This window comes from Sporomusaceae bacterium (genome assembly GCA_031460455.1).
In the GTDB taxonomy this organism is placed as follows: domain Bacteria; phylum Bacillota; class Negativicutes; order Sporomusales; family UBA7701; genus Anaeroselena.
The window spans coordinates 59416-82346 of sequence record JAVKTQ010000008.1 but is presented as its reverse complement, the minus strand read 5'-3'; the positions used below and the strand labels follow the sequence as shown (position 1 = coordinate 82346).

Sequence of the window (22931 nt, the reverse complement as noted above, 5' to 3'; positions counted from 1 at the left end):
CCGGTGCGCCTTGCATCTGGAGCCTTTTTCCTCGGTCGCTGCTCTTATCGAAAAGTCTTAATACAGCACCTCTTGTAAGTATAACCCCTGCGGCGGGGCTGTTATACCGGCTTTGTTTCTGTCCCGTGAAGCGAGAATGGCCGCGAAATCGTCCTCGCTTATCCGGCCCAGGCCGACATCGACCAGCGTCCCCACAAGATTACGCACCATGTGGTACAAAAACCCGGTCCCCCAGAAGGAGAACTCGGTCAGCGGCCCGTCCCGCCGGCAGGACGCGGCCAATATGGTGCGCACCGGGCTCCCTGGCGCCCCGCCCGCCGCCCGGAAAGCCGAAAAATCGTGTTCGCCCACCGTCCGCTGAGCGGCGGCGTGCATCGCGGCGGCGTCCGGTTCGTCGGCGAGATGCCAGGCGTAATTGCGCAGGAAAGGATCGGGCACGGCGCCGCTATGCAGGCGATAAACATAAATCTTACTCACTGCGGCGAAGCGCGCGTGGAAAGAAGCCGCCACCTCCTCCGCCGCCGTAACCACGATGGCATCGGGCAGCACGCTCCGCGCCGCCTGCGCCACCCTGGCGGTCGGGATAGAGCCGGTCGTCCTGAGGCTCACCACCTGGCCATAGGCGTGAACGCCCGCATCCGTACGCCCCGCGCCGGCGACCTTCACCGGGTGGCCGAAAATCTTCGCCAGCCGCTCCTCCAGCACCTGCTGCACGGTAAGAGCGTTTGCCTGGCGCTGAAAACCGTGGAAAGCTGTGCCATCGTAAGCAACCGTCAGCTTAAGAGTACGTTCCATCGCAGCGCCCCCAGCAGCGCCAGCAGAGCGAGCACGACGGCAAAAGCCACGCCGTCGCGCGCCGCGAGGCGCAATTCCTTCATGCGGGTGCGGTTCTCGCCGCCCCGGTAGCAGCGGGCTTCCATCGCCACCGCCAGCTCGTCGGCGCGGCGAAACGCGCTGATAAAAAGCGGCACTAGGAGCGGCACCATATTCTTGGCCCGCTTCACGATATTGCCGCGGGCGAAATCGGCGCCGCGGGCCATCTGAGCCTTCATGATGCGGTCGGTCTCTTCAAGCAGCGTTGGGATAAAACGCAGCGCGATTGTCATCATCATCGCCAGCTCGTGGGCCGGCAACCCGAAGCGTCGGAAAGGGTTGAGCAACCGCTCGATGCCGTCGGTCAACACGATCGGCGACGTCGTGAATGTCAGCAGCGAACTCATGACAATCAGAAACACCAGGCGGGCCGCCATCAGCGCCCCCTGCCGCAGCCCCTCCAGCGTCGCCGTCAGCGGTCCCAGCTTATAGATTACCGTGCCGGGTGTAGAGAAAACATGAATAAGTACCGTGATGAGGATAATTAGCCACAGCGGCCGGATGGAGCGCGCCACCATAAGGACAGGCACGCCCGACAGAAATACGGCCAGCGCGGCGAACGCGGTCACCAGCCCGTAGGCGGCGTAGCTCTCGGCAAGAAATATCGCGGCAACGAACAGGACGGTCCCCACCAGCTTGGTGCGCGGGTCGAGGCGGTGCAGGAAAGACGAGCCGGGAAAATATTGACCAAGTGTGATATCGGTCAGCATGCGCCCCGCCTCCTTACAGCGGCCGCGATCGCCGCCGCGGCCTCCTCCACGGTCAGCGCGGCCGCGTCCACATCGAGCCCCCGGCGCGCCAGCCGCTCCATCAGCGCCGTCACCCCTGGCACATCCACGCCCGCCGCCTTAAGCTCGCCGCCGTGGCGGAAAATCTCCCGCGGCGGGCCATCGAGACTGATCGCCCCGTCGTGCATCACCACCAGGCGCTTCACCAGCCGGGCCACTTCCTCCATATTGTGAGAAATCAGCACGACCGTCACGCCGGTCGTTTCGTGCAGCCTTACCACCTCGGCAAAAATCTCGTCGCGGCCGCGGGGATCGAGGCCGGCCGAAGGCTCGTCCAGGATAAGATACGCCGGCTGGAGGGCCACCACGCCGGCGATCGCCACCCGCCGCATCTGCCCGCCGCTAAGACGGAACGGCGACCGCCTGGCGAACGCCGCAAAATCGAGGCCGACAAAATCCAGCGCCAGGCGCACCCGCTCCTCCACCTCGTCGGCAGCGAGCCCAAGATTGCGCGGCCCGAAAGCCACGTCGTCGAACACCGTCTCCTCAAACAGCTGGTGCTCGGGGTACTGGAAGACCATCCCCACCTTGCGGCGGGCCAGCCTGGCCGCGTCCCCCTTGGCGGCGAGATTTACGCCGTCCACCTCGACAACGCCCCTCGTAGGCTTGAGCAGACCGTTCATATGCTGCACCAGCGTCGACTTCCCCGAACCGGTGTGGCCGATAACGCCGATAAACTCGCCCGCCGCGACGGTAAGATTGATATCCTTCAGCGCCGTCCGCTCGTACGGCGTACCCGGCATATAAACATAGCTGACATCTTTCAGCACTATCGGCATAGCGCCACCGCCAATTCCTCGTCGGTGATAATCCCGGCCGGCACCTCGAGCCCGGCCGCCCGCAGGCGCGCAGCCACATCCGCCGCCAGCGGCGCGTCCAAGCCAAAAGCCTTAAGCTCCGCCACCCGGCTAAAAACCTCCGCCGGCCGCCCGGTCAGCGCCACCTTGCCGCCGTCGAGCACCACGACCCGGTCGGCCGCCACCGCCTCTTCCATAAAATGCGTTATATACACGACCGTAATCCCCTCCGCCTTGTTCAGGCGGACAACGGTCGCCAAAACCTCGCCGCGGCCCTGCGGATCGAGCATCGCCGTCGGCTCGTCCAGCACCAGGCACTTCGGCCGCATCGCCAGCACACCGGCGATCGCCACCCGCTGCTTCTGCCCGCCGGACAGCAAATGCGGACCATGGTAGCGGTAATCCTCCATCCCTACAAGCGCCAGAGCCTCGGTAACCCTGGCCGCGATCTCGGGCGGCGCCACCCCCAGGTTCTCAGGCCCGAAAGCGACATCCTCCTCCACCACCGCCGCCACAATCTGGTTGTCGGGATTCTGGAAGACCATGCCCACCTTCTGGCGGATCGGCCACATATTCTCCGCTACCGTAGTGCTCAGCCCCTCCACCAGGCACTCGCCGCCGGTGGGCGCGAGCAGGGCGTTGAAATGCTTGGCCAGCGTCGACTTGCCCGAGCCGTTCGCGCCGATGATCGCCACGAACTCGCCCGCGCCGACGGACAGGCTGATATCCTCAAGCGCCACCACCTCGGTCCCGTCGGGGCCGGGGTAACTATGGCGCAGCTTTATCGTTCTAATCATTTCCCCCATTAGCTTCTCCTTAATAAAGTGGATTCGGCATAAATAGCGGCTATCAAGCCGAATCGGCAAAAGCAGGGCTTGTATGAACAGGCAGATAAGGGCGGCCAAAGGCCGCCCCGTGTGTAACCCGCTGAAACTTATAAACGAAAACCAGGCGACCGCGAAAACACGCCACTGTCACCTGGGTCTTCACCCTAAACCAGTTCGAGAATGGCCATCGGCGCGGCGTCGCCGCGGCGGGGCCCCAGCTTCATGATGCGGGTGTAACCGCCCTGGCGGTCCTTGTACTTCGGGCCGACCTCTTCGAACAGCTTCGTCACCACAGTCTCGTCCATCAGGAAAGACAGAGCCTGACGGCGGGCGTTCAGATCACCCTTTTTGGCCAGCGTGATCATCTTCGCGGCCAGCTTGCTTGCTTCCTTAGCTTTCATCTCGGTCGTCTCGATGCGCCCGTGGGCAAAGAAGGAAGTCAAAATGCTGCGGAACAGCGCCTTGCGCGCGCTGGAATCGCGTCCAAGTTTGCGGTAAAACATGATTCACCCTCCCTCCTTTAATCTTCGCTTTCAGCCAGCGACAACCCGAGTTCGCCCAGCTTCTTCTTGACCTCGTCCAAAGACTTGCGGCCGAGGTTGCGTACTTTCATCATATCTTCTTCGGTCTTCTGAACAAGCTCGGCCACCGTGTTGATGCCGGCCCGTTTCAGGCAATTGTAAGACCGTACAGACAGCTCCAGATCCTCGATGGTCATCTCCATCGTCTTGGCGCCGGCATCTTCCGCCGACTCGGTAAACGGCCCGTCGCCGCCCTCGTCCTCGGCGGTCACCCCGGCGATATTCTGGAACAGCTTCAAGTGAGCCACCATGATCCCGGCCGACTTGCTCACCGCTTCTTCGGGGCGGATGCTGCCGTCGGTCCAGATCTCAAGCGTCAGTTTATCATAATCGGTGACGTTGCCGACGCGGGTATCGGTGACATTATAATTAACCCTCAGGATCGGGGAAAAGATCGAATCCACCGGGATAACACCGATAACATGGTCGGGCTTCTTGTTCTTGTCAGCCGGCACATAGCCGCGCCCACGCTCGACCGTTATCTCCATGCGAAGCGAACTGCCCGCCGACAAAGTGGCGATATGCAGGTCGGTATTGAGAATCTCCACATCGGGATCGGTGATAATATCGGCGGCCTTGACCTCGCCCTCGCCCTCTTTCTCGATGCGCACGATCTTCGTCTCATCGCCGTGCAGCTTGATAAAGAGCTCCTTGAGGTTAAGGATTATGTCGGTAACATCTTCCCGAACACCGGGAATCGTGGAAAACTCGTGGAGGACGCCGTCGATCTTCACCGACGTCACCGCCGCGCCGGGCAGCGACGACAGCAGGATGCGGCGCAGGCTGTTGCCGAGAGTAATGCCGTAGCCCCTCTCCAGCGGTTCGCAGACGAACTTGCCGTAACGGTTGTCCTCGCTGATCTCCACTATCTCGATCTTCGGTTTTTCGATTTCCATCATCCGGAAATACCCTCCTCTTCGCGCGAACTAAAAGTTACGCCGTCTCCATTGTTGAGGGCAGATTAACGGGAGTACAATTCAACAATGAAATGTTCCTGAACGGGAACATCAATTTCCTCCCGGGTCGGATACCGCAAAACCTTGCCGCTCATACCGGCAGCGTTAAGCTCCAGCCATGCCGGCACCGTCTTAGTGGCCAGACCTTCGGCCATCTCCTTGATAATCGGCGCATCCTTGCTGGCCTCGGCAACAGTGATAACATCGTTCGCCTTAACCAGGAAAGAGGGGATATCCACGCGGCGGCCGTTCACGGCGAAATGGCCATGGCGAACCAGCTGCCTGGCCTGAGTGCGGCTCGAAGCGAAACCGAGACGGAACGCCACATTATCCAGCCGCCTTTCCAGCAGCACGAGGAGATTCTCGCCGGTGATACCCTTCTGCCGTTCGGCCTTCTCAAAATAATTGCGGAACTGGCGCTCAAGCAACCCATAAATACGGCGGGTCTTCTGCTTCTCGCGCAGCTGAGTGCCGTACTCGGAAACCTTCTTGCGAGCCTGTCCCTGGCCGTGCTGGCCGGGGGCGTAGCCGCGGCGGGTGAACGCGCACTTGTCGCTATAGCATCTGTCGCCCTTCAGGTACAGCTTAGAACCCTCGCGGCGGCACTGTCTGCAAACAGCCTCAATATATCTTGCCATTCTTGTCTAACACCTCCCGAAATCTTAGACTCTTCTGCGTTTGGGCGGACGGCAGCCGTTGTGGGGAATGGGCGTGACATCCTTGATCAGGTTGACCTCAAGCCCGGCGGCCTGCAGCGAGCGGATCGCCGCCTCGCGTCCCGAGCCCGGACCCTTCACGAAAACCTCGATCTGCTTCATGCCATGCTCCATAGCCGCTTTGGCAGCCTGCTCGGCCGCCATCTGGGCGGCGAAAGGCGTGCTCTTACGCGAGCCCTTGAAGCCCATCCCGCCGGCGCTGGCCCAGGAAATAGCGTTGCCCTTCTGGTCCGTGATCGTCACGATAGTATTATTGAAGGTCGAACGAATATGGGCCACGCCATACTCGATATTCTTGCGTTCCTTCCGTTTAGGCCTGGCGGCAACTTTCTTCGCTACCAATCTTTATCCCTCCTACTTCGACTTCCGTTTTACGCCGACCGTCTTCTTCGGTCCCTTGCGGGTCCGGGCGTTCGTCTTGGTCCGCTGGCCGCGGACCGGCAGGCCCATGCGATGACGTTTGCCGCGATACGAGCCGATCTCAATCAGCCGCTTGATATTCAGCTGCTCCTCGCGGCGCAGGTCGCCCTCGACCTTGTAATTCTTATCGATGGCTTCCCTCAGCTTGGAAATCTCCTCTTCCGTAAGATCCCGCACCCGGGTATCGGGATTGATGCCCGTGGTGGCGATAATCTCCTTCGAAAGAGTCAAACCGAGACCATAGATATATGTCAAAGCAACTTCGATCCGTTTATCACGCGGTAAGTCTACTCCGGCAATACGCGCCATTTAATCTGCACCTCCTAACCTTGTCTTTGCTTATGCTTCGGATTTTCGCAAATCACCATAACATTGCCCTTGCGTTTGATGACCTTGCACTTTTCACAGATGGGCTTGACCGACGGTCTAACCTTCATGACTCAAAAACCTCCTCTAGTCCCCACTACTTAAAGCGGTAAGTGATACGACCGCGTTTGAGGTCGTACGGCGTCAGTTCTACCGTTACTCTATCCCCAGGCAGGATGCGGATGAAATTCATCCTGATCTTGCCGGATATGTGTGCCATAACGACATGCCCGTTCTCCAACTTGACCTGGAACATGGCGTTGGGCAATGCCTCGACAACGGTGCCTTCCACCTCTATTACATCTTGCTTGGACATGAGATTCCCTCCTCGTCCGCATCGCTACTGGTGCCAGTCGCCGCGTTCAAAGCCGCGCGGATCTCGCGGTCGGTCACTTTCCTCCCGCCGGTGATCAATGCTGCGACACCTTCGTCAATAAACTTCAGCACGCCGACATGCCGGACATTCTTCTTCTTCGGCTTAGTCGCCCCGCGGTCGCGGCCATCCGCCACCAGGATAAAAGGTGGCGAAAACCCGACCACCAGATACAGTCGTCCCCGGTCGCGGCCGGCCAGCGAGCGGACCGCCTGACCGAGCGCTATCCTGTCAACCGACACGGAACTTTCCCCCTACAGTTTGGTCAAAATTTCCGGTCCGTTCTCAGTGACGACGACAGTATGTTCGAAATGGGCCGACCGTTTGCCGTCAGTCGTAACCACCGTCCAACCGTCATCCAGCGTCCTTACTCCGTAAGTGCCCAAATTAATCATCGGCTCGACCGCCAGCGTCATGCCCGGTTTAAGGCGCGGGCCGCGGCCGGGAGGGCCGTAGTTCGGGATTTGGGGGTCCTCATGCATATTGCGCCCGATGCCATGACCAACATAATCGCGGACAACACCGTATCCGTGGGCCTCGGCCTCGGCCTGGACAGCGTGCGAGATATCGCTAAGCTTATTCCCCGCCACCGCCTGCTCGAGTCCCTTATTCAGGGATGCCTCAGTCACCTCGATGAGCTTCGCCACCTCGGCGTCAACCTCGCCCACCGGGACCGTGATGGCGGCGTCGCCATAATATCCATTTATTACCGCCCCGATATCAATACTTACATTATCTCCACTTTTCAGGCGTCTTAGTCCGGGGATGCCGTGCACCACCTGCTCGTTCACCGAAGTGCAGATATTGCCGGGGAAGCCGTGGTAACCCTTGAAAGCCGGAATAGCGCCGGCGCCCTTGATATATTCTTCGGCAACCTTATCCAGTTCCTGCGTAGTCACATCAGGCCGGGCAGCTTTTTTCACTTCCGCAAGCGTCCCAGCGACGATCCTACCCGCGTCGCGCATATAGCGCAATTCACGTTCGGACTTGAGAATAATCATGCCCTGGCGCCCCGCAAGCTTGTATCGATAGCGGCCAACACCTCGTCGATAGCCTGCCGGCCGTCGATCTCGGCATAAAGCCCCTTCTCCCGGTAGTAGCCGATAAGCGGCTGCGTCTGAGCCTGGTACACCTCAAGACGCTTCGCCACCGTCTCCTCCTTGTCGTCAGCCCGCTGGAAAATCTCGCCGCCGCACTTGTCGCACCTGTCGGCCGCCGCCGGCGGGTTAAAAGCTACATGATAGGTGGCGCCGCAACCCTTGCAAATCCGCCGCCCCGTCATCCGCCTCACCAGCTCGTCGTCCGGCACCGTAATATTGACCACCCTGGTAAGCTTGATACCCAGCTCGGTCAGCGTCGTATCCAGTGCCGCCGCCTGCTCCAGCGTACGGGGGAAACCGTCGAGAATGAACCCTTCCTTACAATCGGGCTTCGCCAGGCGCTCCTTCACAATGCCGATCGTCACACTATCCGGCACCAGACCGCCTGCGTCCATATACCGTTTGGCCTCGAGACCGAGGGGAGTGCCCTCCTTCACCGCCGCCCGGAACATATCGCCCGTGGAAATATGGGGAATACGATACTTCTCCACCAACAGCGCCGCCTGAGTGCCCTTGCCGGCCCCCGGCGGACCCATAAGCAGGATAAACACTGAGCGCACCTCCTACTTCATGAAGCCCTGATAATGACGCATCAGGATGACCGCCTCGATCTGCTTCATGGTATCGAGCGCCACGCCAACGACAATGAGAAGCGCGGTGCCGCCGAAATAAATCCCCTCGATATTCGTCGCCCACACCACAATATTGGGCAGGATGGCGATAAAGGCGAGAAAGATGGCGCCGGCGAGAGTAATCCTGGTCATGACGCGATCTAGATAGTCGGCGGTCGGTTTGCCCGGACGGAGGCCGGGGATGAAGCCGCCGTATTTTTTCATGTTCTCTGCCATATCCGATATGTTCATGGTAACCGCAGTATAGAAATACGTGAAAAAGATGATGAAGAGCGCATAAAGCGTCGTATTCAGCATCGTACCCCACGCAAACCACCCTGCCACCGTCTTCACCCATTCAACATCAACAAACTGGGCGATGGTTATCGGGAACATCAGCACGGATGACGCAAAGATGATCGGAATAACGCCCGCCTGGTTAACCTTAAGCGGGATATGGGTCGAATGACCGCCGTACATCTTACGCCCCACGACCCGTTTGGCGTACTGCACGGGGATCTTGCGCTGGCCCTGCTGGATCAGGATAACAAACACAATCATGGCCACCGCGATAATGACAAACAGCCCGATATTGAAAGGATTGATAGTACCGGCCTTCCAATACTGGTAAATAACATTCAAGCCGTCCGGCAGGCGGGACACGATACCGGCGAAGATTATCAGCGAAATACCATTGCCGATCCCCTTCTCGGTAATCTGCTCGCCGAGCCACATCAGGAAAGTCGTGCCGGCCGTGAGCGTCAAAGCTATCAGGATAATCGAACCGATGCCGGGGTTCAAAATGGCCACCTTCAGGCCGTAAGCCATGCCGATCGCCTGGACGAAGCCCAGCAACACCGTTCCATAGCGGGTGATCTGGGTAATCTTCTTCCGGCCCTCGTCGCCCTCTTTCGCCCACTGTTCAAACTTCGGCACAACAACCGTCAACAGTTGCATGATAATCGAAGAATTGATATAGGGGGTGATGCTCATTGCGAACACCGAGAACTTGCTCAGCGCGCCGCCCGAAAAAAGATCGAGGAGCCCGAACAGGTTGCCCTGGTTGAAAAGCTGTTCAATCATAGATGCATCCACGCCCGGCACGGGAACATGAGTCCCGGCGCGGAAAACGAGAAACATCAGCAGCGTGAACATTACCTTCTGCCTGAGCTCGGGAATCTTGACCACATTAGATAGGGCCGAAAGCACCTAGATCACCTCGACTTTGCCGCCGGCGGCCTGGATTTTTTCCATCGCGGCCTTCGTAAAGCCGTTGGCCCTAACCGTCAGAGACTTTTCCAGCTCCCCGTTGCCAAGTATGCGGATACCGTCGCGGACATTCTTAATGACACCGGCCTCAACCAGCAGAACGGGATCGACCACCGTACCGGCCTCAAAACGGTTGAGCTGCCACACATTGACCTCGGTATACTCCATACCGAACTTATTATAGAAACCACGTTTCGGCAGTCGGCGGTAAATCGGCATCTGGCCGCCTTCGAAACCGGGACGGACGCCGCCGCCGGCACGGGCGTTCTGACCCTTATGGCCTTTGCCGGCCGTCTTGCCGAGACCCGAACCAAGACCCCTGCCCACCCGCGTACGTTCCTTCTTAGAACCGGGCGCTGGAGCTAGATCGTGCAATTTCATACGGCAACACCTCCTCGACTAATCTTGTACTTCTTCAACACTGACAAGATGTTCAACCTTGCGCACCATACCGCGGATCGCAGGGGAATCATCCTGAATAACCGAGCTGTTGACCTTGCCCAGGCCGAGCGCCTTCACAGTTGCGCGCTGATCCTCCTGGCGGCCAATCAGGCTGCGGGTAAGAGTAATTTTGAGCTTAGCCATGGCCTTTCCTCCTTAGCCCAGAAGTTCCTGAACCGTTTTACCGCGCAGCTGGGCAACCTGCTCGGCCCGTTTGAGCTGCTCGAGCCCCTTGAGAGTGGCGCGCACCGCGTTATTGGCGTTGGACGAACCCAGGGACTTCGTGAGAATATCGTGGATACCCGCCAGCTCGAGAACCGCACGGACAGGGCCGCCGGCGATAACGCCGGTACCTTCGGAAGCCGGCTTCAGCAAAACCTTGCCTGCGCCGAAAACGCCCACCGTCTCGTGAGTAATCGTCGTCCCGACGAGAGGAACCTTAATAAGATTTTTCTTCGCATCTTCGATACCCTTGCGAATAGCCTCCGGCACTTCCGCGGCCTTACCCAGGCCTGCGCCCACATAGCCGTTGCCGTCGCCGACAACCACCAGCGCGCTGAAAGAGAAACGTCGGCCGCCTTTAACGACCTTTGCAACCCGGTTTATAAATACGACTTTCTCCTTAAGGTCGAGATTCGCGTGATCAATTCTGGCCATTCATGTCCCTCCTTTTTGCCTAAAATTCGAGGCCCGCTTCCCGTGCCGCAGCGGCCAAAGCCGCCACCCGGCCGTGATAAATATAACCGCCGCGGTCGAAAACCACCGCCTTGATACCCTTCGCCAGGGCCTTCTTCGCGATAGCCTCGCCCACCGCCTTGGCAGCGCCGGCATTTCCGCCGTACTCAAGGCCGAGATCCTTATCCATCGACCCGGCGGCCACCAACGTAGCACCCCGTTCGTCATCGATAATCTGAGCGTATATGTGGTTCAAGCTGCGGAAGACATTGAGGCGCGGCTTCTCGGCAGTGCCGACAAGCTTCTTGCGCAACCGCAGATGCCTCTTCTTCCTCGCAACATTCTTGGGCTCTTTACGCAGCAAGATACTTCACTCCTTTCCGTAAGCTTACTTCTTGCCCTTGGCGCCGGCCTTGCCAGCCTTGCGACGGACCACTTCGCCCTCGTACTTGATCCCTTTGCCCTTATAAGGCTCAGGCTCGCGGAAAGAGCGGATCTTTGCGGCAAGAGCGCCGACAGCCTCTTTATCGATCCCGGAAACCACGATCCGATTAGGAGCGGGAACCTCGATCGTAATACCCTCCGGCGGATTGACCTCCACCGGATGCGAAAAGCCCAGCGTCAGATTCAGCTTCGTCCCCGCCTTAGCGGCGCGGTAGCCCACCCCGGCGATCTCCAGCGTCCTTGCGAAACCCGTCGTCACACCGGTCACCATATTGGCCACCAGCGTCCGGGTCAGGCCGTGCAGCGACTTATGCTTCTTCTCCTCCGAAGGCCGGTTGATATTAACGACACCCTCGCCGATCTCAACGATCATTTCCTTCGGGATCGTGCGGGTCAATTCGCCCTTAGGGCCCTTGACCGACACCACGTTACCGTCGACCTTGACGGTCACGCCCGCGGGAACGGCGATTGGCATCCTGCCAATTCTCGACATATGTGCACCTCCTAGTTCGAAAACTTACCAAACGTAAGCGATAACCTCGCCGCCGAGACCTTCCTTGCGGGCCTGCTTATCGCTCATGATGCCCTTGGAAGTCGAAATGATGGCGATGCCAAGGCCGCCAAGCACGCGCGGCAACTGATCCCCTTTAGCGTAAACCCTAAGGCCGGGCTTGGAAATCCGCTTGATGCCGGTGATAACCTTCTCGCGGTTGGCGCCGTACTTCAGGGAAACCCTCAGGATACCCTGCTTGCTATCGGAAATCTTCTCATAATCCTTGACAAAACCCTCAAGCTTGAGGATCTCAACGATCGCCTGCTTAATCTTCGACGCAGGAATCTCCACTTTATCGTGATAAACCGAATTTGCATTGCGAATCCGCGTCAGCATATCGGCAATCGGATCGGTCATTACCATAGCCTTTAAACCCCCCTTCGGTTGCTTCTTACCAACTAGCCTTCGTCACACCGGGAACAGCGCCCTGGTAGCTGAGCTTGCGGAAGCATATCCGGCAAAGCTCGAACTTGCGCAGATAACCGTGCGGACGACCGCAAATCTTACATCTGTTATACTTGCGCACCGAAAACTTCGGTTCGCGCTTCCACTTTTCAATCAGCGCCTTCTTAGCCACAGCTTTCCCTCCTTTTATGCAGCGCTAAACGGCATGCCCATCAGTTTCAGGAGTTCCCTCGCCTCTTCGTCCGTATTGGCGGTAGTCACCACGATAATATCCATACCGCGGACCTTATCCACCTTATCGTAATCGATCTCCGGGAAGATCAACTGCTCCTTGATACCCATGGTATAATTGCCGCGCCCGTCGAAAGACTTCGGGCTAACGCCGCGGAAGTCGCGAACGCGCGGGAGGGCTACATTGAGGAGCTTATCGAGGAACTGATACATCCGTTCGCCGCGCAGGGTAACCTTCGTCCCTATCGCCATACCTTGCCTGATCTTAAACGCCGCGATCGACTTCTTCGCCCGCGTCACCACCGGCCGTTGCCCGACGATCGTCATAAGATCGTTAACAGCGGCGTCCAAAACCTTCGGATTGGCCACAGCCTCGCCGACGCCCATATTAACAATCACTTTCTCGACCCGGGGAATCTCCATGACGTTCTTATAACCGAACTTCTCCATCATAGCCGGGGCTACTTCCTTGAGATACTTCTCTTTCAATCTGGCCATAGCTAGTTACCTCCTTTCCGCGCGTCTATTTATCCTTGTCGATGATCTCGCCGCAATGCTTGCAAGTGCGGGCCGACTTGCCGCTCGCCAGAGCCGTATGCTTGATGCGGGTCGGCTTATCGCAGGACGGGCAAATCAGCATAGCCTTCGAAGAAGACATCGCCGCCTCCTTGACCTGGATGCCGCCCTGGGGCGTCTTCTGGGTCGGTTTGGCGTGACGCTTGACCTTATTGACACCCTCAACGATGATCTTGCCCTTTTTCGGCAGAGCCTCGATGATCTTGCCCTTTTTACCCTTGTCCTTCCCGGACAGGATGACGACAGTATCGCCTTTTCTCACGTGCAGTTTAACAGCGTCGGACATTTTCCGGCCACCTCCTCAAAACAACTAGATTACTTCCGGCGCCAGCGAAATGATCTTCATGAATTCCTTCTCGCGCAGCTCCCTGGCCACCGGCCCAAAAATACGGGTACCGCGCGGGCTCTTATCGTCCTTGATGATCACAGCCGCATTCTCGTCGAACTTGATATGAGAGCCGTCCGGACGGCGCAAACCCTTGCACGAACGAACGACCACCGCTTTCACCACTTCGCCCTTCTTGACCACGCCACCGGGTGTAGCGTCCTTAACAGCGGCCACGATCACGTCGCCGATATTGGCGTAGCGGCGATACGACCCGCCGAGGACCCGGATGCAAAGGATCTGTTTGGCGCCGGTGTTATCGGCGACGTTAAGGATAGTCTCTTGTTGGATCATCGGTTTTCCCTCCTTTGCGGAACATCCAGCCTATTTCGCCTTCTCCATAATCTCCACGACGCGCCAGCGCTTGTCTTTCGACAGCGGCCGGGTCTCCATGATCTTCACGGTATCGCCCATCTTGCTCTCGTTGTTCTCATCGTGAGCCTTGAACTTGGTCGTCGTTTTGACCGGTTTATTATACAGGGGGTGACGAACCAGACGCTCCACGGCAACAACCACCGTCTTCTGCATCTTATCGCTGACCACCTTGCCGATCCTAATCTTGCGTTCGTTTCTCTCTTCCGTCACGTTTCTAGCCTCCTTCCGACTGCACTTTCCCACATAACCTCTAGGCCGGCTTAAGCCTGCTTGGCCTTTAGCTCGCGCTCGCGCTGAATCGTCTTAATGCGGGCGATCGTCTTCTTGACCTCTTTAATCCGCATCGGATTCTCCAGTTGGCCGGTCGCGTGCTGAAACCGAAGGTTGAAAAGCTCATCTTTCAGGCCGACCAACTTCTGGTCGAGCTCATTAACGCTCATATCGCGGACATCTTTCACTTTCATTGCGCGTCACCACCCACTTCTTCATGGTCTTGGCCCGCCTCTTCCTTCTTGGCGAACTTCGTCTTAATGGGAAGCTTGTGGGCAGCCAGACGCAGGGCCTCTTTTGCTTCCTCTTCAGGCACACCGGCCAGCTCGAACATAACGCGGCCCGGTTTCACAACCGCCACCCAATACTCGGGCGAACCCTTGCCGCTGCCCATACGGGTCTCGGCCGGCTTGGCGGTAATCGGCTTATCGGGGAAAATCTTGATCCACACCTGACCGCCGCGCTTGATATAACGGGTCATGGCGATACGGGCCGCCTCGATCTGGCGGTTCGTGATCCAGGCCGGCTCAAGCGCGACCAAACCATACTCGCCGTGACTGATCGTATTGCCCTTATTGGCCTTGCCCGTCATGCGGCCGCGGAACTGCTTACGGTGCTTCACTCTTTTCGGCAGAAGCATTACTTATCGCTCCCTTCAGCGGCGACGGCAGCGTCCTTCCTGGGGGCACGCCTTTCGCGCCGGGGTTCGGGTCTCGTCTCCTGGCTCGTCTCGCCGGCAGAAGCCAACTTCGGCGCCTGCGGAAGAACCTCGCCCTTATAAATCCACACCTTCACGCCGATACGGCCGTAAGTCGTGTGAGCCTCGGCGGTGCCGTAATCGATATCGGCCCGCAGAGTATGCAGCGGGATGCTGCCCTCGCGGTAACTCTCGGTACGCGCGATCTCGGCGCCGCCCAAACGGCCGCCCACCATAACCTTGATACCCTTGGCGCCCATGCGCATCGTACGGCCCACCGACTGCTTCATCGCGCGGCGGAAAGCGATCCGCTTCTCCAGCTGGGCGGCGATATTCTCGGCCACCAGCGTAGAATCCAGCTCAGCCTGCTTAATCTCGGCGATATTCACATCGATAACCTTGCCGGCGAGCTCCTTCAGGCCCTTCTTGAGATCCTCGATACCGGCGCCGCCGCGGCCGATAACCATCCCCGGCTTCGCGGTATGGATAGTCACCTTCACGCGGGTTGCGGCCCGTTCGATCTCCACGCGGGAAATCCCGGCGGAATAAAGCTTCTTCTTAATATACTCACGGATCTTGACATCCTCGTGGAGCAGCTTGGCGTAGTCCTTGTCGGCGAACCACCTGGCGTCCCAGTTCTTGATGATGCCGATCCTAAGTCCGTGCGGATTGACCTTTTGACCCACTTCTTTCCCTCCTTCGCCGCTTAGCGTTCTTTTACGACAACCGTCACATGGCTCGACCGCTTCAGGATTTTAAAGGCCTGGCCGCGGGAGCGCGGGTGTATCCGCTTCAGGGTCGGGCCCTGGTCGGCGTAGGCGGCTGCGACATACAGCTTGTCGGTATTCATATCATAATTATGCTCGGCGTTGGCCACAGCCGACTTGAGCACCTTCTCCACCACCTCGGACGCGACCTTAGGCGTGTGCTTCAAGATGGCGAAAGCTTCGCCCACATTCTTGCCGCGGATAAGATCGATAACAATCCGGACCTTGCGCGGCGCTATGCGGATATACTTGGCAATTGCCTTGGCTTCCATGATAAACCCCCTCTCGGTCGGCTATTTCAGCGATGTTGCTTTTTCGGAACCGCCATGCCCGCGGAAAGAACGGGTCGGCGCGAACTCGCCCAGCTTATGGCCGACCATATCCTCGGTGATATACACCGGCACATGCTTGCGGCCGTCATGCACAGCGATAGTATGGCCGACAAAATTGGGCAGGATAGTCGACGCCCGAGACCAGGTCTTGACAACCTTCTTCTCATTCTTGGCGTTCATGGCTTTTATCTTCTTGAGCAGACTTTCGTGAACATACGGTCCTTTTTTAATAGATCTTGACACCCTACAGGCCTCCTTTCGCTATGCGGTTATTTCGTCCTTCTCTTGACAATCAGGCGGTCCGAAGCCTTCTTGCCGCGGGTCTTGGCCCCGGCGGCGTGCTTGCCCCACGGGGTGACCGGGTGCTTGCGGCCGATAGGCGAACGGCCCTCGCCACCGCCATGCGGATGGTCGATCGGGTTCATCGCCACGCCGCGGTTGGCGGGGCGGATCCCCATCCAGCGCGAACGGCCGGCCTTGCCGATCGTAATATTCTCGTGCTCCAGGTTGCCTACCTGGCCGATAGTCGCCCGGCAATTCACATGCACCTTGCGGAGCTCGCCGGACGGCAGGCGCAGAAGAGCGTTGCCGCCTTCCTTGGCCATCAGCTGGGCAGATGCGCCGGCGCTGCGGACCATCTGGCCGCCCTTGCCGATCTTCATCTCGATATTGTGGACCTGCGTGCCCACCGGGATATCCTTCAGCGCCAGAGCGTTGCCGACCTTGATATCGGCGCCCGCGCCGCTCATGATCGTATCGCCCACCTTAAGCCCGTTGGGGGCCAGGATATAGCGCTTCTCGCCATCGGCGTAATTCAGGAGAGCGATGCGCGCCGAGCGGTTCGGATCGTACTCGATCGTCGCCACCTTCGCCGGGACGCCGTCCTTATTACGCTTGAAATCGACTATACGGTACAGACGCTTGTGGCCGCCGCCCTGATGGCGGACGGTCAGACGGCCCTGCTGGTTGCGGCCGCCGTGTTTATGCAGTCTCTCGGTAAGCGACTTTTCCGGCCTGTCGGTGGTAACCTCGTCGAAACTGGCCACCGTCATGAACCGCCGCCCCGGAGCGTAGGGTTTAAAGGACTTAACTGCCATTGGTGCCCCTCCTTACAACCTTATAAGCCTTCGAAGAACTCAATGCTCTGTCCCGGAGCCAGCTTAACGATGGCCTTCTTGTAATCCGGGCGTTTGCCTTGGTTCTTACCCATCCGCTTCATCTTGCCCATCACGCGGATAGTATTCACGTCAAGCACCTTCACCTTGAAAATCTGCTCGACCGCCTGGCGGATCTCGATCTTATTGGCCTTGAGCGGGACAACGAACGTATACTTGTTGTCCGCCATCAGCGCCGTAGCCTTCTCGGTGATAAGCGGGCGGATCAGGATGTCGCGCGCATTTGCCATTACGCCAACACCTCCTCAATCTTGCTGACCGCGTCTTTCGTAATCAGAACCTTATCGTGGTACAGAATATCGTACACATTCAGGCCCATCGAAGTAATGCTCTTCACCCCCGGGATATTCCGGGCCGACTTCTCGACATTCTCGTCGAGCGCAGCCATGATGATAAGCGCCTTATCGTCGCCCACCTTCAGGCTGTCGAGCATATTGACCACCGTCTTCGTCTTGGGCTCGGCGATGGCGATATCCTCCATCACCATCAGCTCGCCCGCCTTGACCTTGGCCGACAGAGCCGACCTGATCGCCAGGCGGCGGGCCTTGCGCGGCATCGAAAAAGCATAACTGCGGGGCAGCGGGCCGAAAACGGTGCCGCCGCCGACCCAAATCGGCGAGCGGGTGCTGCCCGAGCGGGCGCGGCCGGTGCCTTTCTGGCGCCACGGCTTTCTGCCGCCGCCGCGGACCAGGCCGCGGGTCTTGGTAGAGGCCGTACCCAGGCGACGGCTGGCAAGCTGCATCACCACTGCCTGGTGCATAACAGCCTCGTTCACCTCGACGCCGAACACGTCATCGTTAAGCTCTATTTCGCCGGTCTGGGCGCCGGTCATGTTATAAACTGATACTTTCGGCATATCCTAAGTCCTCCTTTCGCGTCACCAGTTGCGGTTACTTCGCCTTTTTTACCGTGTCCCTGATGACAACGAAGCTGCCCCGCGGACCGGGTACGGCGCCCTTGATCAGGATGAGATTGCGGGCCGCGTCGATTCTCGCGACCTTGAGACCCTGCACGGTAACCTTGTTGCCACCCATGTGGCCGGGGAGCTTCTTGCCCTTGAAAACCTTGCCGCCGCCGCCGCTCATCCGGGAACCGATAGTGCCCGGCTCGCGGTGCGACTTGGAACCGTGGCCCATCGGGCCGCGCTTGAAATGGTGGCGCTTGATGCCGCCGGCAAATCCCTTGCCCTTGGCGGTACCGGTCACATCGATAATTTCGCCTTCGCTGAACACATCCACGCCGATCGTCTCGCCGACCTTATACTCGGGAGCGCTCGGCAGACGGAGCTCGCGGATGAACTTCACCGGCTTGGCGCCGGCCTTGGCGAAATGGCCCTTCATCGGCTTGGTGGCCTTCTTATCCTTGATAACGCCAAACCCGAGCTGCACAGCGTTATAGCCGTCGCTCTCGACAGTCTTATTCTGAAGTACGACGCTGGCGCCAGCCTCGACGACCGTCACCGGGATGACCTCGCCTTTGGCGGTAAAGATCTGCGTCATACCAAGTTTCTTACCTAAAATACCTTTAGACATTTATGCCACCCCCTTACAGCTTAATCTCGATGTCCACGCCAGCCGGCAGGTCAAGGCGCATAAGCGCGTCAACCGTCTTCGGGGTCGGCTCGACGATATCAATAAGGCGCTTGTGGGTCCGCATCTCGAACTGCTCGCGGGAATCCTTATTGACATGGGGTGAACGCAAGATCGTGAAGATATTCTTCTCGGTGGGAAGCGGGATGGGTCCCGATACCATCGCACCGGTGCGTTTGGCGGTATCGACGATTTTGGCCGCGCTGGCGTCCAGCGCCTTGTGATCGTATGCCTTCAGGCGGATCCTGATTTTCTGTTGTTTAGCCATTTTGTTGCCTCCTTATCGCCCAGTTTCATGAACGGACATTCTCAACGGGAGTTTCCCCGCAACGCGGGCAACATCCCGTCTCATCGCCTTGGGAAAACCGATATATACTGAAAAAAACCATATCCGGGCCGGGGCGGCCGGGTAGCCGCCCCGCCCGAACCTGAAAGCGGGATGTTACTCGCTGATCGCGGTGACAACGCCGGCGCCGACCGTGCGGCCGCCTTCGCGGATCGCGAACCGCAGGCCTTCCTCGATCGCGATCGGCGTAATCAGCGCGATCGCCATCTGGATGTTATCGCCAGGCATTACCATCTCGACGCCCTCCGGCAGAGTCACCACGCCGGTTACGTCCGTCGTCCGGAAGTAAAACTGCGGACGGTAGCCGTTAAAGAACGGCGTATGGCGGCCGCCCTCTTCCTTCGACAGCACGTACACCTCGGCTTTATACTGGGTGTGCGGCTTGATCGAACCCGGCTTCGCCAGTACCTGGCCGCGCTCGATTTCCTTGCGGTCAACGCCGCGCAGCAGCGCGCCGATATTGTCGCCCGCCACTGCCGAATCAAGCAGCTTGCGGAACATTTCCACGCCCGTTACGACCGTCGATTTCGGTTTCTCGGTCATACCGACGATCTCGACAGTATCGCCAACCTTGACCTGACCGCGTTCCACACGGCCGGTCGCCACGGTGCCGCGGCCCGTGATCGTGAACACGTCCTCGACAGGCATCAGGAAAGGCTTGTCGGTCGCGCGCTCCGGAGTCGGGATGTACTCGTCGACGGCATCCATCAGCTCCATGATCTTGCCGCACCACTGGCAGTCGCGCTTCGCGCAGCCGCAGGCCAGCGCCTTGGTCGCCGAGCCGGAGACTACCGGGATGTCGTCGCCGGGGAACTCGTAGCTCGACAGCAGCTCGCGCACTTCCATCTCCACCAGCTCCATCAGCTCGGCGTCGTCAACCATATCGGCCTTGTTCAGGAACACCACCATCGCCGGCACGCCGACCTGGCGGGAGAGCAGGATGTGTTCGCGGGTCTGGGGCATCGGGCCGTCGGCCGCGCTTACCACCAGGATAGCGCCGTCCATCTGGGCGGCCCCGGTGATCATGTTCTTGACATAGTCGGCGTGGCCGGGGCAGTCGACGTGCGCGTAGTGGCGCTTCTCGGTCTCGTATTCCACGTGGGCGGTGTTGATCGTAATGCCGCGCTCGCGCTCTTCCGGCGCCTTGTCGATCTGGTCGTAGGCGACGAACGTCGCGCCGCCCGACTTGGACAGCAGCAGCGTGATAGCCGCGGTCAGCGAGGTCTTGCCATGGTCGACGTGACCGATGGTGCCAATGTTAACGTGCGGTTTGGTCCTCTCAAACTTCTTCTTTGCCATTTCACTAAACCTCCTAAATGATGCTTTTTAGAAAACCAGCTTTTTCCCGGGCCGGCAGGCCCGCTGATGTCTAACTTGCCTTAATCCGGCCGGGAGCTACCCTTTAACCTTGGCGACAATCGCCTCGGAAATGCTCTTCGGCACATCCTCGTAGTGATCGAATTCCATCGAGTAAACGCCGCGTCCCTGGGTCCGCGAACGGAGGTCGGTGGCGTAGCCGAACATCTCGGCCAGCGGCACGAACGACCTGATAACCTGCGCCCCGGCGCGGGCCTCCATCCCTTCGATACGGCCGCGGCGGGAGTTTAGGTCGCCGATAACGTCGCCCATATACTCCTCCGGCACCGTAACCTCGACCTTCATATAAGGCTCGAGGAGGGTGGGATCCGCCTTGGCGGCGCCGGCCTTGAAGCCCATCGAACCGGCGATCTTGAAGGCCATCTCCGACGAGTCGACATCGTGGTACGAACCGTCATAAACCGTAACCTTGATGTCCACCATCGGGTACCCGGCGAGAACGCCGCTCTCCATCGCCTCTTTGACGCCCGCCTCGATAGGATTGATGTATTCCTTGGGGATAACCCCGCCGACGATCTTGTTCTCGAACTCGAAGCCGGCGCCCGGCTCTTGCGGCGTCAGTTCCAGCCAGCAGTGGCCGTACTGTCCGCGGCCGCCCGACTGGCGGACGAACTTGCCCTCCGCCTTGACCGTCTTTCTGATCGTCTCGCGGTAAGCCACCTGCGGCTTGCCCACAGTGCAGTCCACCTTGAACTCGCGCAGCATGCGGTCAACGATGATCTCCAAGTGGAGTTCGCCCATACCTTCGATAATCGTCTGCCCCGTCTCGTTATCGGTATGCATCCGGAAGGTGGGATCCTCCTCCGCCAGGCGGACGAGCGCCACGCCCATCTTATCCTGGTCGGCCTTGGTCTTGGGCTCCACCGCCACCGAAATAACCGGCTCGGGGAAAACCATCGACTCGAGGATTATCGGGTGCTTATCGTCGCACAGCGTATCGCCGGTAGTGGTATCCTTGAAACCGACCGCGGCGGCGATATCGCCGGTGTAAACCGTCTCGATCTCCTCGCGGTGATTGGCGTGCATCTGGAGAATCCGGCCGACCCGTTCCTTCTTGCCCTTGGTCGAGTTGAAAACATACGAGCCGGACTCCAGCTTGCCGGAATAAACGCGGAAGAAAGTCAGCTTGCCGACATAAGGGTCGGCCATGATCTTGAAGGCCAAAGCCGAGAACGGCTTATCGTCGCCTGCCGGGCGCTCGTCTTCAGCGCCACTGTCGGGGTTGACACCCTTGATGGCGGGGATGTCGGTCGGAGCCGGCATGAATTCGACGACCGCGTCGAGGAGAGGCTGAACGCCCTTGTTCTTATAGGACGAGCCGCACAGCACGGGCGTCATCTTGCAGGCGATCGTCGCCTTGCGGATGCCTTCCTTGATCTCCTCCACCGTCAGCTCTTCGCCTTCGAGGTACTTCATCATCAGTTCGTCGTCGCTCTCGGCGACGGCGTCCAGCAGGCTCAGGCGGAACAATTCGGCCTGTTCCCTCGTATCCTCGGGAATCTCAGTCGCCTCGCTCACCTTGCCGAGATCGTCCGTGTAGACGATCGCCTTCATCTCGATCAGATCGATGATACCCTTGTAGGTATCCTCAAAGCCGATCGGCAGCTGGATGGGAACCGCATTGGCGCCAAGCCGGCTTTTCATCATATCGATGACCCGGTAAAAATCGGCGCCGATGATATCCATTTTGTTAACGTACGCCATGCGGGGAACGCCGTATTTGTCGGCCTGCCGCCAAACCGTCTCGGACTGGGGTTCTACCCCGCCCTTCGCGCAGAAAACGGCAACCGCGCCGTCAAGCACCCTAAGCGAACGCTCCACCTCAACGGTAAAGTCCACGTGTCCTGGTGTGTCGATAATGTTTATACGATGCTCGTTCCACTGGCACGTCGTAGCTGCGGAGGTAATGGTAATGCCCCTCTCTTGCTCCTGCACCATCCAGTCCATCGTAGCCGCGCCATCATGCACTTCACCGATCTTGTGAACTCTGCCTGTATAGAATAAGATGCGTTCAGTTGTAGTAGTCTTGCCGGCGTCGATATGAGCCATGATGCCGATGTTCCGCGTCTTATCGAGTGGAAACTTTCTGGCCACCATTATCACTCCTTACTCGGACCACAAGCCCGGCCCGGAATTACCACCGGTAATGGGCGAAAGCCTTGTTGGCCTCGGCCATCTTATGGGTATCTTCTCTCTTCTTGACCGACGCGCCGGTGTTGTTGGCCGCATCCATCAGCTCGGCGGCAAGCCGTTCGTGCATGGTCTTCTCGCCGCGGTTGCGGGAGTAATTGACCAGCCAGCGGATACCCAGCGACAGGCGGCGATCGGCGCGAACCTCGACCGGAACCTGGTAGTTGGCGCCGCCGACCCGGCGGGCCCGCACTTCCAGAACCGGCATAACATTCTTGAGCGCCGTCTCGAAAACTTCGAGCGGGTCTTTACCGGTCTTCGACCGGATAATATCGAACGCATCGTAAACAATGCCTTCTGCTACACCTTTTTTGCCCGCCATCATGATCTTATTGATGAATCTGGTGACAAGTTTTGAATTGTACACCGGATCCGGCAACACGTCACGCTTGGGCACAGGACCCTTTCTTGGCATCTTAACCCTCC

The 22931-nt window shown here is 58.8% G+C and carries 39 protein-coding genes; all 39 read right to left on the bottom strand.

Annotated features, from left to right (window positions below):
- Nucleotides 1-57 precede the first annotated feature (57 nt).
- Nucleotides 58-795, bottom strand: a complete 738-nt coding sequence (truA, locus tag RIN56_12935) for a tRNA pseudouridine(38-40) synthase TruA (protein ID MDR7867711.1) — start codon at nucleotides 793-795, stop codon at nucleotides 58-60.
- Nucleotides 774-1583, bottom strand: a complete 810-nt coding sequence (locus tag RIN56_12930; protein ID MDR7867710.1) for an energy-coupling factor transporter transmembrane component T — start codon at nucleotides 1581-1583, stop codon at nucleotides 774-776. The genes truA and RIN56_12930 overlap by 22 nt, the downstream gene beginning before the upstream one ends.
- A complete protein-coding gene (locus tag RIN56_12925) occupies nucleotides 1577-2440 on the bottom strand; it encodes an energy-coupling factor transporter ATPase (protein ID MDR7867709.1) in 864 nt (287 codons plus the stop codon). Before RIN56_12925 ends, RIN56_12930 begins: the two co-directional genes overlap by 7 nt.
- On the bottom strand, nucleotides 2431-3264 hold the full coding sequence (locus RIN56_12920) for an energy-coupling factor transporter ATPase (protein MDR7867708.1): 834 nt from the start codon (nucleotides 3262-3264) through the stop codon (nucleotides 2431-2433). Before RIN56_12920 ends, RIN56_12925 begins: the two co-directional genes overlap by 10 nt.
- 185 nt (nucleotides 3265-3449) lie before the next feature.
- Nucleotides 3450-3788 (bottom strand): 50S ribosomal protein L17, encoded by a 339-nt coding sequence (gene rplQ, locus RIN56_12915; GenBank protein ID MDR7867707.1) that lies wholly within the window; start codon nucleotides 3786-3788, stop codon nucleotides 3450-3452.
- Nucleotides 3789-3805: 17 nt separating this feature from the next.
- Nucleotides 3806-4765, bottom strand: coding sequence for a DNA-directed RNA polymerase subunit alpha (locus RIN56_12910; protein ID MDR7867706.1), 960 nt, complete (start codon nucleotides 4763-4765; stop codon nucleotides 3806-3808).
- A gap of 62 nt (nucleotides 4766-4827) precedes the next feature.
- Complete coding sequence (rpsD, locus tag RIN56_12905; GenBank protein MDR7867705.1) at nucleotides 4828-5460, bottom strand: 30S ribosomal protein S4; 633 nt, start codon at nucleotides 5458-5460, stop codon at nucleotides 4828-4830.
- Between the two features lie 24 nt (nucleotides 5461-5484).
- Nucleotides 5485-5880 (bottom strand): 30S ribosomal protein S11, encoded by a 396-nt coding sequence (rpsK, locus tag RIN56_12900; GenBank protein MDR7867704.1) that lies wholly within the window; start codon nucleotides 5878-5880, stop codon nucleotides 5485-5487.
- A 12-nt stretch (nucleotides 5881-5892) separates the two neighbouring features.
- The gene (rpsM, locus tag RIN56_12895; protein ID MDR7867703.1) at nucleotides 5893-6267 is read right to left on the bottom strand and encodes a 30S ribosomal protein S13; all 375 of its coding nucleotides are present in this window, start codon (nucleotides 6265-6267) and stop codon (nucleotides 5893-5895) included.
- Nucleotides 6268-6281: 14 nt separating this feature from the next.
- The gene (gene rpmJ / locus RIN56_12890; protein ID MDR7867702.1) at nucleotides 6282-6395 is read right to left on the bottom strand and encodes a 50S ribosomal protein L36; all 114 of its coding nucleotides are present in this window, start codon (nucleotides 6393-6395) and stop codon (nucleotides 6282-6284) included.
- A gap of 26 nt (nucleotides 6396-6421) precedes the next feature.
- Complete coding sequence (infA, locus tag RIN56_12885) at nucleotides 6422-6640, bottom strand: translation initiation factor IF-1 (protein ID MDR7867701.1); 219 nt, start codon at nucleotides 6638-6640, stop codon at nucleotides 6422-6424.
- Nucleotides 6622-6939 (bottom strand): KOW domain-containing RNA-binding protein, encoded by a 318-nt coding sequence (locus tag RIN56_12880; GenBank protein MDR7867700.1) that lies wholly within the window; start codon nucleotides 6937-6939, stop codon nucleotides 6622-6624. The genes infA and RIN56_12880 overlap by 19 nt, the downstream gene beginning before the upstream one ends.
- Nucleotides 6940-6951: 12 nt before the next feature.
- Nucleotides 6952-7698 carry a type I methionyl aminopeptidase gene (gene map / locus RIN56_12875; GenBank protein ID MDR7867699.1) on the bottom strand — a complete coding sequence of 249 codons (747 nt, stop codon included), beginning with the start codon at nucleotides 7696-7698 and terminating at the stop codon, nucleotides 6952-6954.
- On the bottom strand, nucleotides 7695-8348 hold the full coding sequence (locus RIN56_12870; GenBank protein MDR7867698.1) for an adenylate kinase: 654 nt from the start codon (nucleotides 8346-8348) through the stop codon (nucleotides 7695-7697). Before RIN56_12870 ends, map begins: the two co-directional genes overlap by 4 nt.
- Nucleotides 8349-8360: 12 nt before the next feature.
- Complete coding sequence (secY, locus tag RIN56_12865) at nucleotides 8361-9617, bottom strand: preprotein translocase subunit SecY (protein MDR7867697.1); 1257 nt, start codon at nucleotides 9615-9617, stop codon at nucleotides 8361-8363.
- Nucleotides 9618-10058, bottom strand: a complete 441-nt coding sequence (rplO, locus tag RIN56_12860; GenBank protein MDR7867696.1) for a 50S ribosomal protein L15 — start codon at nucleotides 10056-10058, stop codon at nucleotides 9618-9620.
- An 18-nt stretch (nucleotides 10059-10076) separates the two neighbouring features.
- Entirely contained in the window at nucleotides 10077-10262 is a 186-nt protein-coding gene (gene rpmD / locus RIN56_12855) for a 50S ribosomal protein L30 (protein ID MDR7867695.1), read from the bottom strand.
- Between the two features lie 12 nt (nucleotides 10263-10274).
- Complete coding sequence (rpsE, locus tag RIN56_12850) at nucleotides 10275-10775, bottom strand: 30S ribosomal protein S5 (GenBank protein ID MDR7867694.1); 501 nt, start codon at nucleotides 10773-10775, stop codon at nucleotides 10275-10277.
- Nucleotides 10776-10794: 19 nt separating this feature from the next.
- Complete coding sequence (rplR, locus tag RIN56_12845; protein MDR7867693.1) at nucleotides 10795-11157, bottom strand: 50S ribosomal protein L18; 363 nt, start codon at nucleotides 11155-11157, stop codon at nucleotides 10795-10797.
- A 24-nt stretch (nucleotides 11158-11181) separates the two neighbouring features.
- Entirely contained in the window at nucleotides 11182-11730 is a 549-nt protein-coding gene (rplF, locus tag RIN56_12840) for a 50S ribosomal protein L6 (GenBank protein MDR7867692.1), read from the bottom strand.
- A gap of 24 nt (nucleotides 11731-11754) precedes the next feature.
- Nucleotides 11755-12153 carry a 30S ribosomal protein S8 gene (rpsH, locus tag RIN56_12835; protein ID MDR7867691.1) on the bottom strand — a complete coding sequence of 133 codons (399 nt, stop codon included), beginning with the start codon at nucleotides 12151-12153 and terminating at the stop codon, nucleotides 11755-11757.
- 28 nt (nucleotides 12154-12181) lie between these two features.
- Complete coding sequence (locus RIN56_12830) at nucleotides 12182-12367, bottom strand: type Z 30S ribosomal protein S14 (protein ID MDR7867690.1); 186 nt, start codon at nucleotides 12365-12367, stop codon at nucleotides 12182-12184.
- A 14-nt stretch (nucleotides 12368-12381) separates the two neighbouring features.
- Nucleotides 12382-12924, bottom strand: coding sequence for a 50S ribosomal protein L5 (rplE, locus tag RIN56_12825; protein ID MDR7867689.1), 543 nt, complete (start codon nucleotides 12922-12924; stop codon nucleotides 12382-12384).
- A gap of 25 nt (nucleotides 12925-12949) precedes the next feature.
- Nucleotides 12950-13288 (bottom strand): 50S ribosomal protein L24, encoded by a 339-nt coding sequence (rplX, locus tag RIN56_12820; protein MDR7867688.1) that lies wholly within the window; start codon nucleotides 13286-13288, stop codon nucleotides 12950-12952.
- Nucleotides 13289-13312: 24 nt separating this feature from the next.
- A complete protein-coding gene (rplN, locus tag RIN56_12815) occupies nucleotides 13313-13681 on the bottom strand; it encodes a 50S ribosomal protein L14 (protein MDR7867687.1) in 369 nt (122 codons plus the stop codon).
- 30 nt (nucleotides 13682-13711) lie between these two features.
- Complete coding sequence (gene rpsQ, locus RIN56_12810; protein MDR7867686.1) at nucleotides 13712-13972, bottom strand: 30S ribosomal protein S17; 261 nt, start codon at nucleotides 13970-13972, stop codon at nucleotides 13712-13714.
- 50 nt (nucleotides 13973-14022) lie between these two features.
- A complete protein-coding gene (gene rpmC / locus RIN56_12805) occupies nucleotides 14023-14226 on the bottom strand; it encodes a 50S ribosomal protein L29 (protein ID MDR7867685.1) in 204 nt (67 codons plus the stop codon).
- Complete coding sequence (rplP, locus tag RIN56_12800) at nucleotides 14223-14672, bottom strand: 50S ribosomal protein L16 (protein MDR7867684.1); 450 nt, start codon at nucleotides 14670-14672, stop codon at nucleotides 14223-14225. The genes rpmC and rplP overlap by 4 nt, the downstream gene beginning before the upstream one ends.
- Entirely contained in the window at nucleotides 14672-15415 is a 744-nt protein-coding gene (gene rpsC, locus RIN56_12795; protein MDR7867683.1) for a 30S ribosomal protein S3, read from the bottom strand. Before rpsC ends, rplP begins: the two co-directional genes overlap by 1 nt.
- 20 nt (nucleotides 15416-15435) lie before the next feature.
- Nucleotides 15436-15768, bottom strand: a complete 333-nt coding sequence (rplV, locus tag RIN56_12790; GenBank protein MDR7867682.1) for a 50S ribosomal protein L22 — start codon at nucleotides 15766-15768, stop codon at nucleotides 15436-15438.
- A gap of 21 nt (nucleotides 15769-15789) precedes the next feature.
- Nucleotides 15790-16071 (bottom strand): 30S ribosomal protein S19, encoded by a 282-nt coding sequence (gene rpsS / locus RIN56_12785; protein MDR7867681.1) that lies wholly within the window; start codon nucleotides 16069-16071, stop codon nucleotides 15790-15792.
- A gap of 26 nt (nucleotides 16072-16097) precedes the next feature.
- The gene (rplB, locus tag RIN56_12780) at nucleotides 16098-16925 is read right to left on the bottom strand and encodes a 50S ribosomal protein L2 (GenBank protein MDR7867680.1); all 828 of its coding nucleotides are present in this window, start codon (nucleotides 16923-16925) and stop codon (nucleotides 16098-16100) included.
- Nucleotides 16926-16945: 20 nt separating this feature from the next.
- A complete protein-coding gene (gene rplW / locus RIN56_12775; protein ID MDR7867679.1) occupies nucleotides 16946-17233 on the bottom strand; it encodes a 50S ribosomal protein L23 in 288 nt (95 codons plus the stop codon).
- On the bottom strand, nucleotides 17233-17859 hold the full coding sequence (rplD, locus tag RIN56_12770) for a 50S ribosomal protein L4 (protein ID MDR7867678.1): 627 nt from the start codon (nucleotides 17857-17859) through the stop codon (nucleotides 17233-17235). The genes rplW and rplD overlap by 1 nt, the downstream gene beginning before the upstream one ends.
- Before the next feature lie 34 nt (nucleotides 17860-17893).
- Nucleotides 17894-18535 (bottom strand): 50S ribosomal protein L3, encoded by a 642-nt coding sequence (rplC, locus tag RIN56_12765; protein MDR7867677.1) that lies wholly within the window; start codon nucleotides 18533-18535, stop codon nucleotides 17894-17896.
- 13 nt (nucleotides 18536-18548) lie between these two features.
- Nucleotides 18549-18860 (bottom strand): 30S ribosomal protein S10, encoded by a 312-nt coding sequence (gene rpsJ / locus RIN56_12760; GenBank protein ID MDR7867676.1) that lies wholly within the window; start codon nucleotides 18858-18860, stop codon nucleotides 18549-18551.
- A gap of 174 nt (nucleotides 18861-19034) precedes the next feature.
- Nucleotides 19035-20237, bottom strand: coding sequence for an elongation factor Tu (gene tuf / locus RIN56_12755; GenBank protein ID MDR7867675.1), 1203 nt, complete (start codon nucleotides 20235-20237; stop codon nucleotides 19035-19037).
- Nucleotides 20238-20333: 96 nt separating this feature from the next.
- Nucleotides 20334-22409: an elongation factor G gene (gene fusA / locus RIN56_12750; protein ID MDR7867674.1), complete on the bottom strand. Its 2076-nt coding sequence runs from the start codon at nucleotides 22407-22409 to the stop codon at nucleotides 20334-20336.
- Between the two features lie 40 nt (nucleotides 22410-22449).
- A complete protein-coding gene (rpsG, locus tag RIN56_12745; GenBank protein MDR7867673.1) occupies nucleotides 22450-22920 on the bottom strand; it encodes a 30S ribosomal protein S7 in 471 nt (156 codons plus the stop codon).
- Nucleotides 22921-22931: the final 11 nt, after the last annotated feature.

Coding starts and splice junctions, on each gene's coding strand:
- truA (MDR7867711.1), bottom strand. CDS start 795: ATGGAACGTACTCTTAAGCTGACGGTTGCTTACGATGGCACAGCTTTC.
- RIN56_12930 (MDR7867710.1), bottom strand. CDS start 1,583: ATGCTGACCGATATCACACTTGGTCAATATTTTCCCGGCTCGTCTTTC.
- RIN56_12925 (MDR7867709.1), bottom strand. CDS start 2,440: ATGCCGATAGTGCTGAAAGATGTCAGCTATGTTTATATGCCGGGTACG.
- RIN56_12920 (MDR7867708.1), bottom strand. CDS start 3,264: ATGGGGGAAATGATTAGAACGATAAAGCTGCGCCATAGTTACCCCGGC.
- rplQ (MDR7867707.1), bottom strand. CDS start 3,788: ATGTTTTACCGCAAACTTGGACGCGATTCCAGCGCGCGCAAGGCGCTG.
- RIN56_12910 (MDR7867706.1), bottom strand. CDS start 4,765: ATGATGGAAATCGAAAAACCGAAGATCGAGATAGTGGAGATCAGCGAG.
- rpsD (MDR7867705.1), bottom strand. CDS start 5,460: ATGGCAAGATATATTGAGGCTGTTTGCAGACAGTGCCGCCGCGAGGGT.
- rpsM (MDR7867703.1), bottom strand. CDS start 6,267: ATGGCGCGTATTGCCGGAGTAGACTTACCGCGTGATAAACGGATCGAA.
- rpmJ (MDR7867702.1), bottom strand. CDS start 6,395: ATGAAGGTTAGACCGTCGGTCAAGCCCATCTGTGAAAAGTGCAAGGTC.
- infA (MDR7867701.1), bottom strand. CDS start 6,640: ATGTCCAAGCAAGATGTAATAGAGGTGGAAGGCACCGTTGTCGAGGCA.
- map (MDR7867699.1), bottom strand. CDS start 7,698: ATGATTATTCTCAAGTCCGAACGTGAATTGCGCTATATGCGCGACGCG.
- rplO (MDR7867696.1), bottom strand. CDS start 10,058: ATGAAATTGCACGATCTAGCTCCAGCGCCCGGTTCTAAGAAGGAACGT.
- rpmD (MDR7867695.1), bottom strand. CDS start 10,262: ATGGCTAAGCTCAAAATTACTCTTACCCGCAGCCTGATTGGCCGCCAG.
- rpsE (MDR7867694.1), bottom strand. CDS start 10,775: ATGGCCAGAATTGATCACGCGAATCTCGACCTTAAGGAGAAAGTCGTA.
- rplF (MDR7867692.1), bottom strand. CDS start 11,730: ATGTCGAGAATTGGCAGGATGCCAATCGCCGTTCCCGCGGGCGTGACC.
- rpsH (MDR7867691.1), bottom strand. CDS start 12,153: ATGGTAATGACCGATCCGATTGCCGATATGCTGACGCGGATTCGCAAT.
- rplE (MDR7867689.1), bottom strand. CDS start 12,924: ATGGCCAGATTGAAAGAGAAGTATCTCAAGGAAGTAGCCCCGGCTATG.
- rplX (MDR7867688.1), bottom strand. CDS start 13,288: ATGTCCGACGCTGTTAAACTGCACGTGAGAAAAGGCGATACTGTCGTC.
- rplN (MDR7867687.1), bottom strand. CDS start 13,681: ATGATCCAACAAGAGACTATCCTTAACGTCGCCGATAACACCGGCGCC.
- rpmC (MDR7867685.1), bottom strand. CDS start 14,226: ATGAAAGTGAAAGATGTCCGCGATATGAGCGTTAATGAGCTCGACCAG.
- rplP (MDR7867684.1), bottom strand. CDS start 14,672: ATGCTTCTGCCGAAAAGAGTGAAGCACCGTAAGCAGTTCCGCGGCCGC.
- rplV (MDR7867682.1), bottom strand. CDS start 15,768: ATGGAAGCCAAGGCAATTGCCAAGTATATCCGCATAGCGCCGCGCAAG.
- rplB (MDR7867680.1), bottom strand. CDS start 16,925: ATGGCAGTTAAGTCCTTTAAACCCTACGCTCCGGGGCGGCGGTTCATG.
- rplW (MDR7867679.1), bottom strand. CDS start 17,233: ATGGCAAATGCGCGCGACATCCTGATCCGCCCGCTTATCACCGAGAAG.
- rplD (MDR7867678.1), bottom strand. CDS start 17,859: ATGCCGAAAGTATCAGTTTATAACATGACCGGCGCCCAGACCGGCGAA.
- rplC (MDR7867677.1), bottom strand. CDS start 18,535: ATGTCTAAAGGTATTTTAGGTAAGAAACTTGGTATGACGCAGATCTTT.
- rpsJ (MDR7867676.1), bottom strand. CDS start 18,860: ATGGCTAAACAACAGAAAATCAGGATCCGCCTGAAGGCATACGATCAC.
- tuf (MDR7867675.1), bottom strand. CDS start 20,237: ATGGCAAAGAAGAAGTTTGAGAGGACCAAACCGCACGTTAACATTGGC.
- rpsG (MDR7867673.1), bottom strand. CDS start 22,920: ATGCCAAGAAAGGGTCCTGTGCCCAAGCGTGACGTGTTGCCGGATCCG.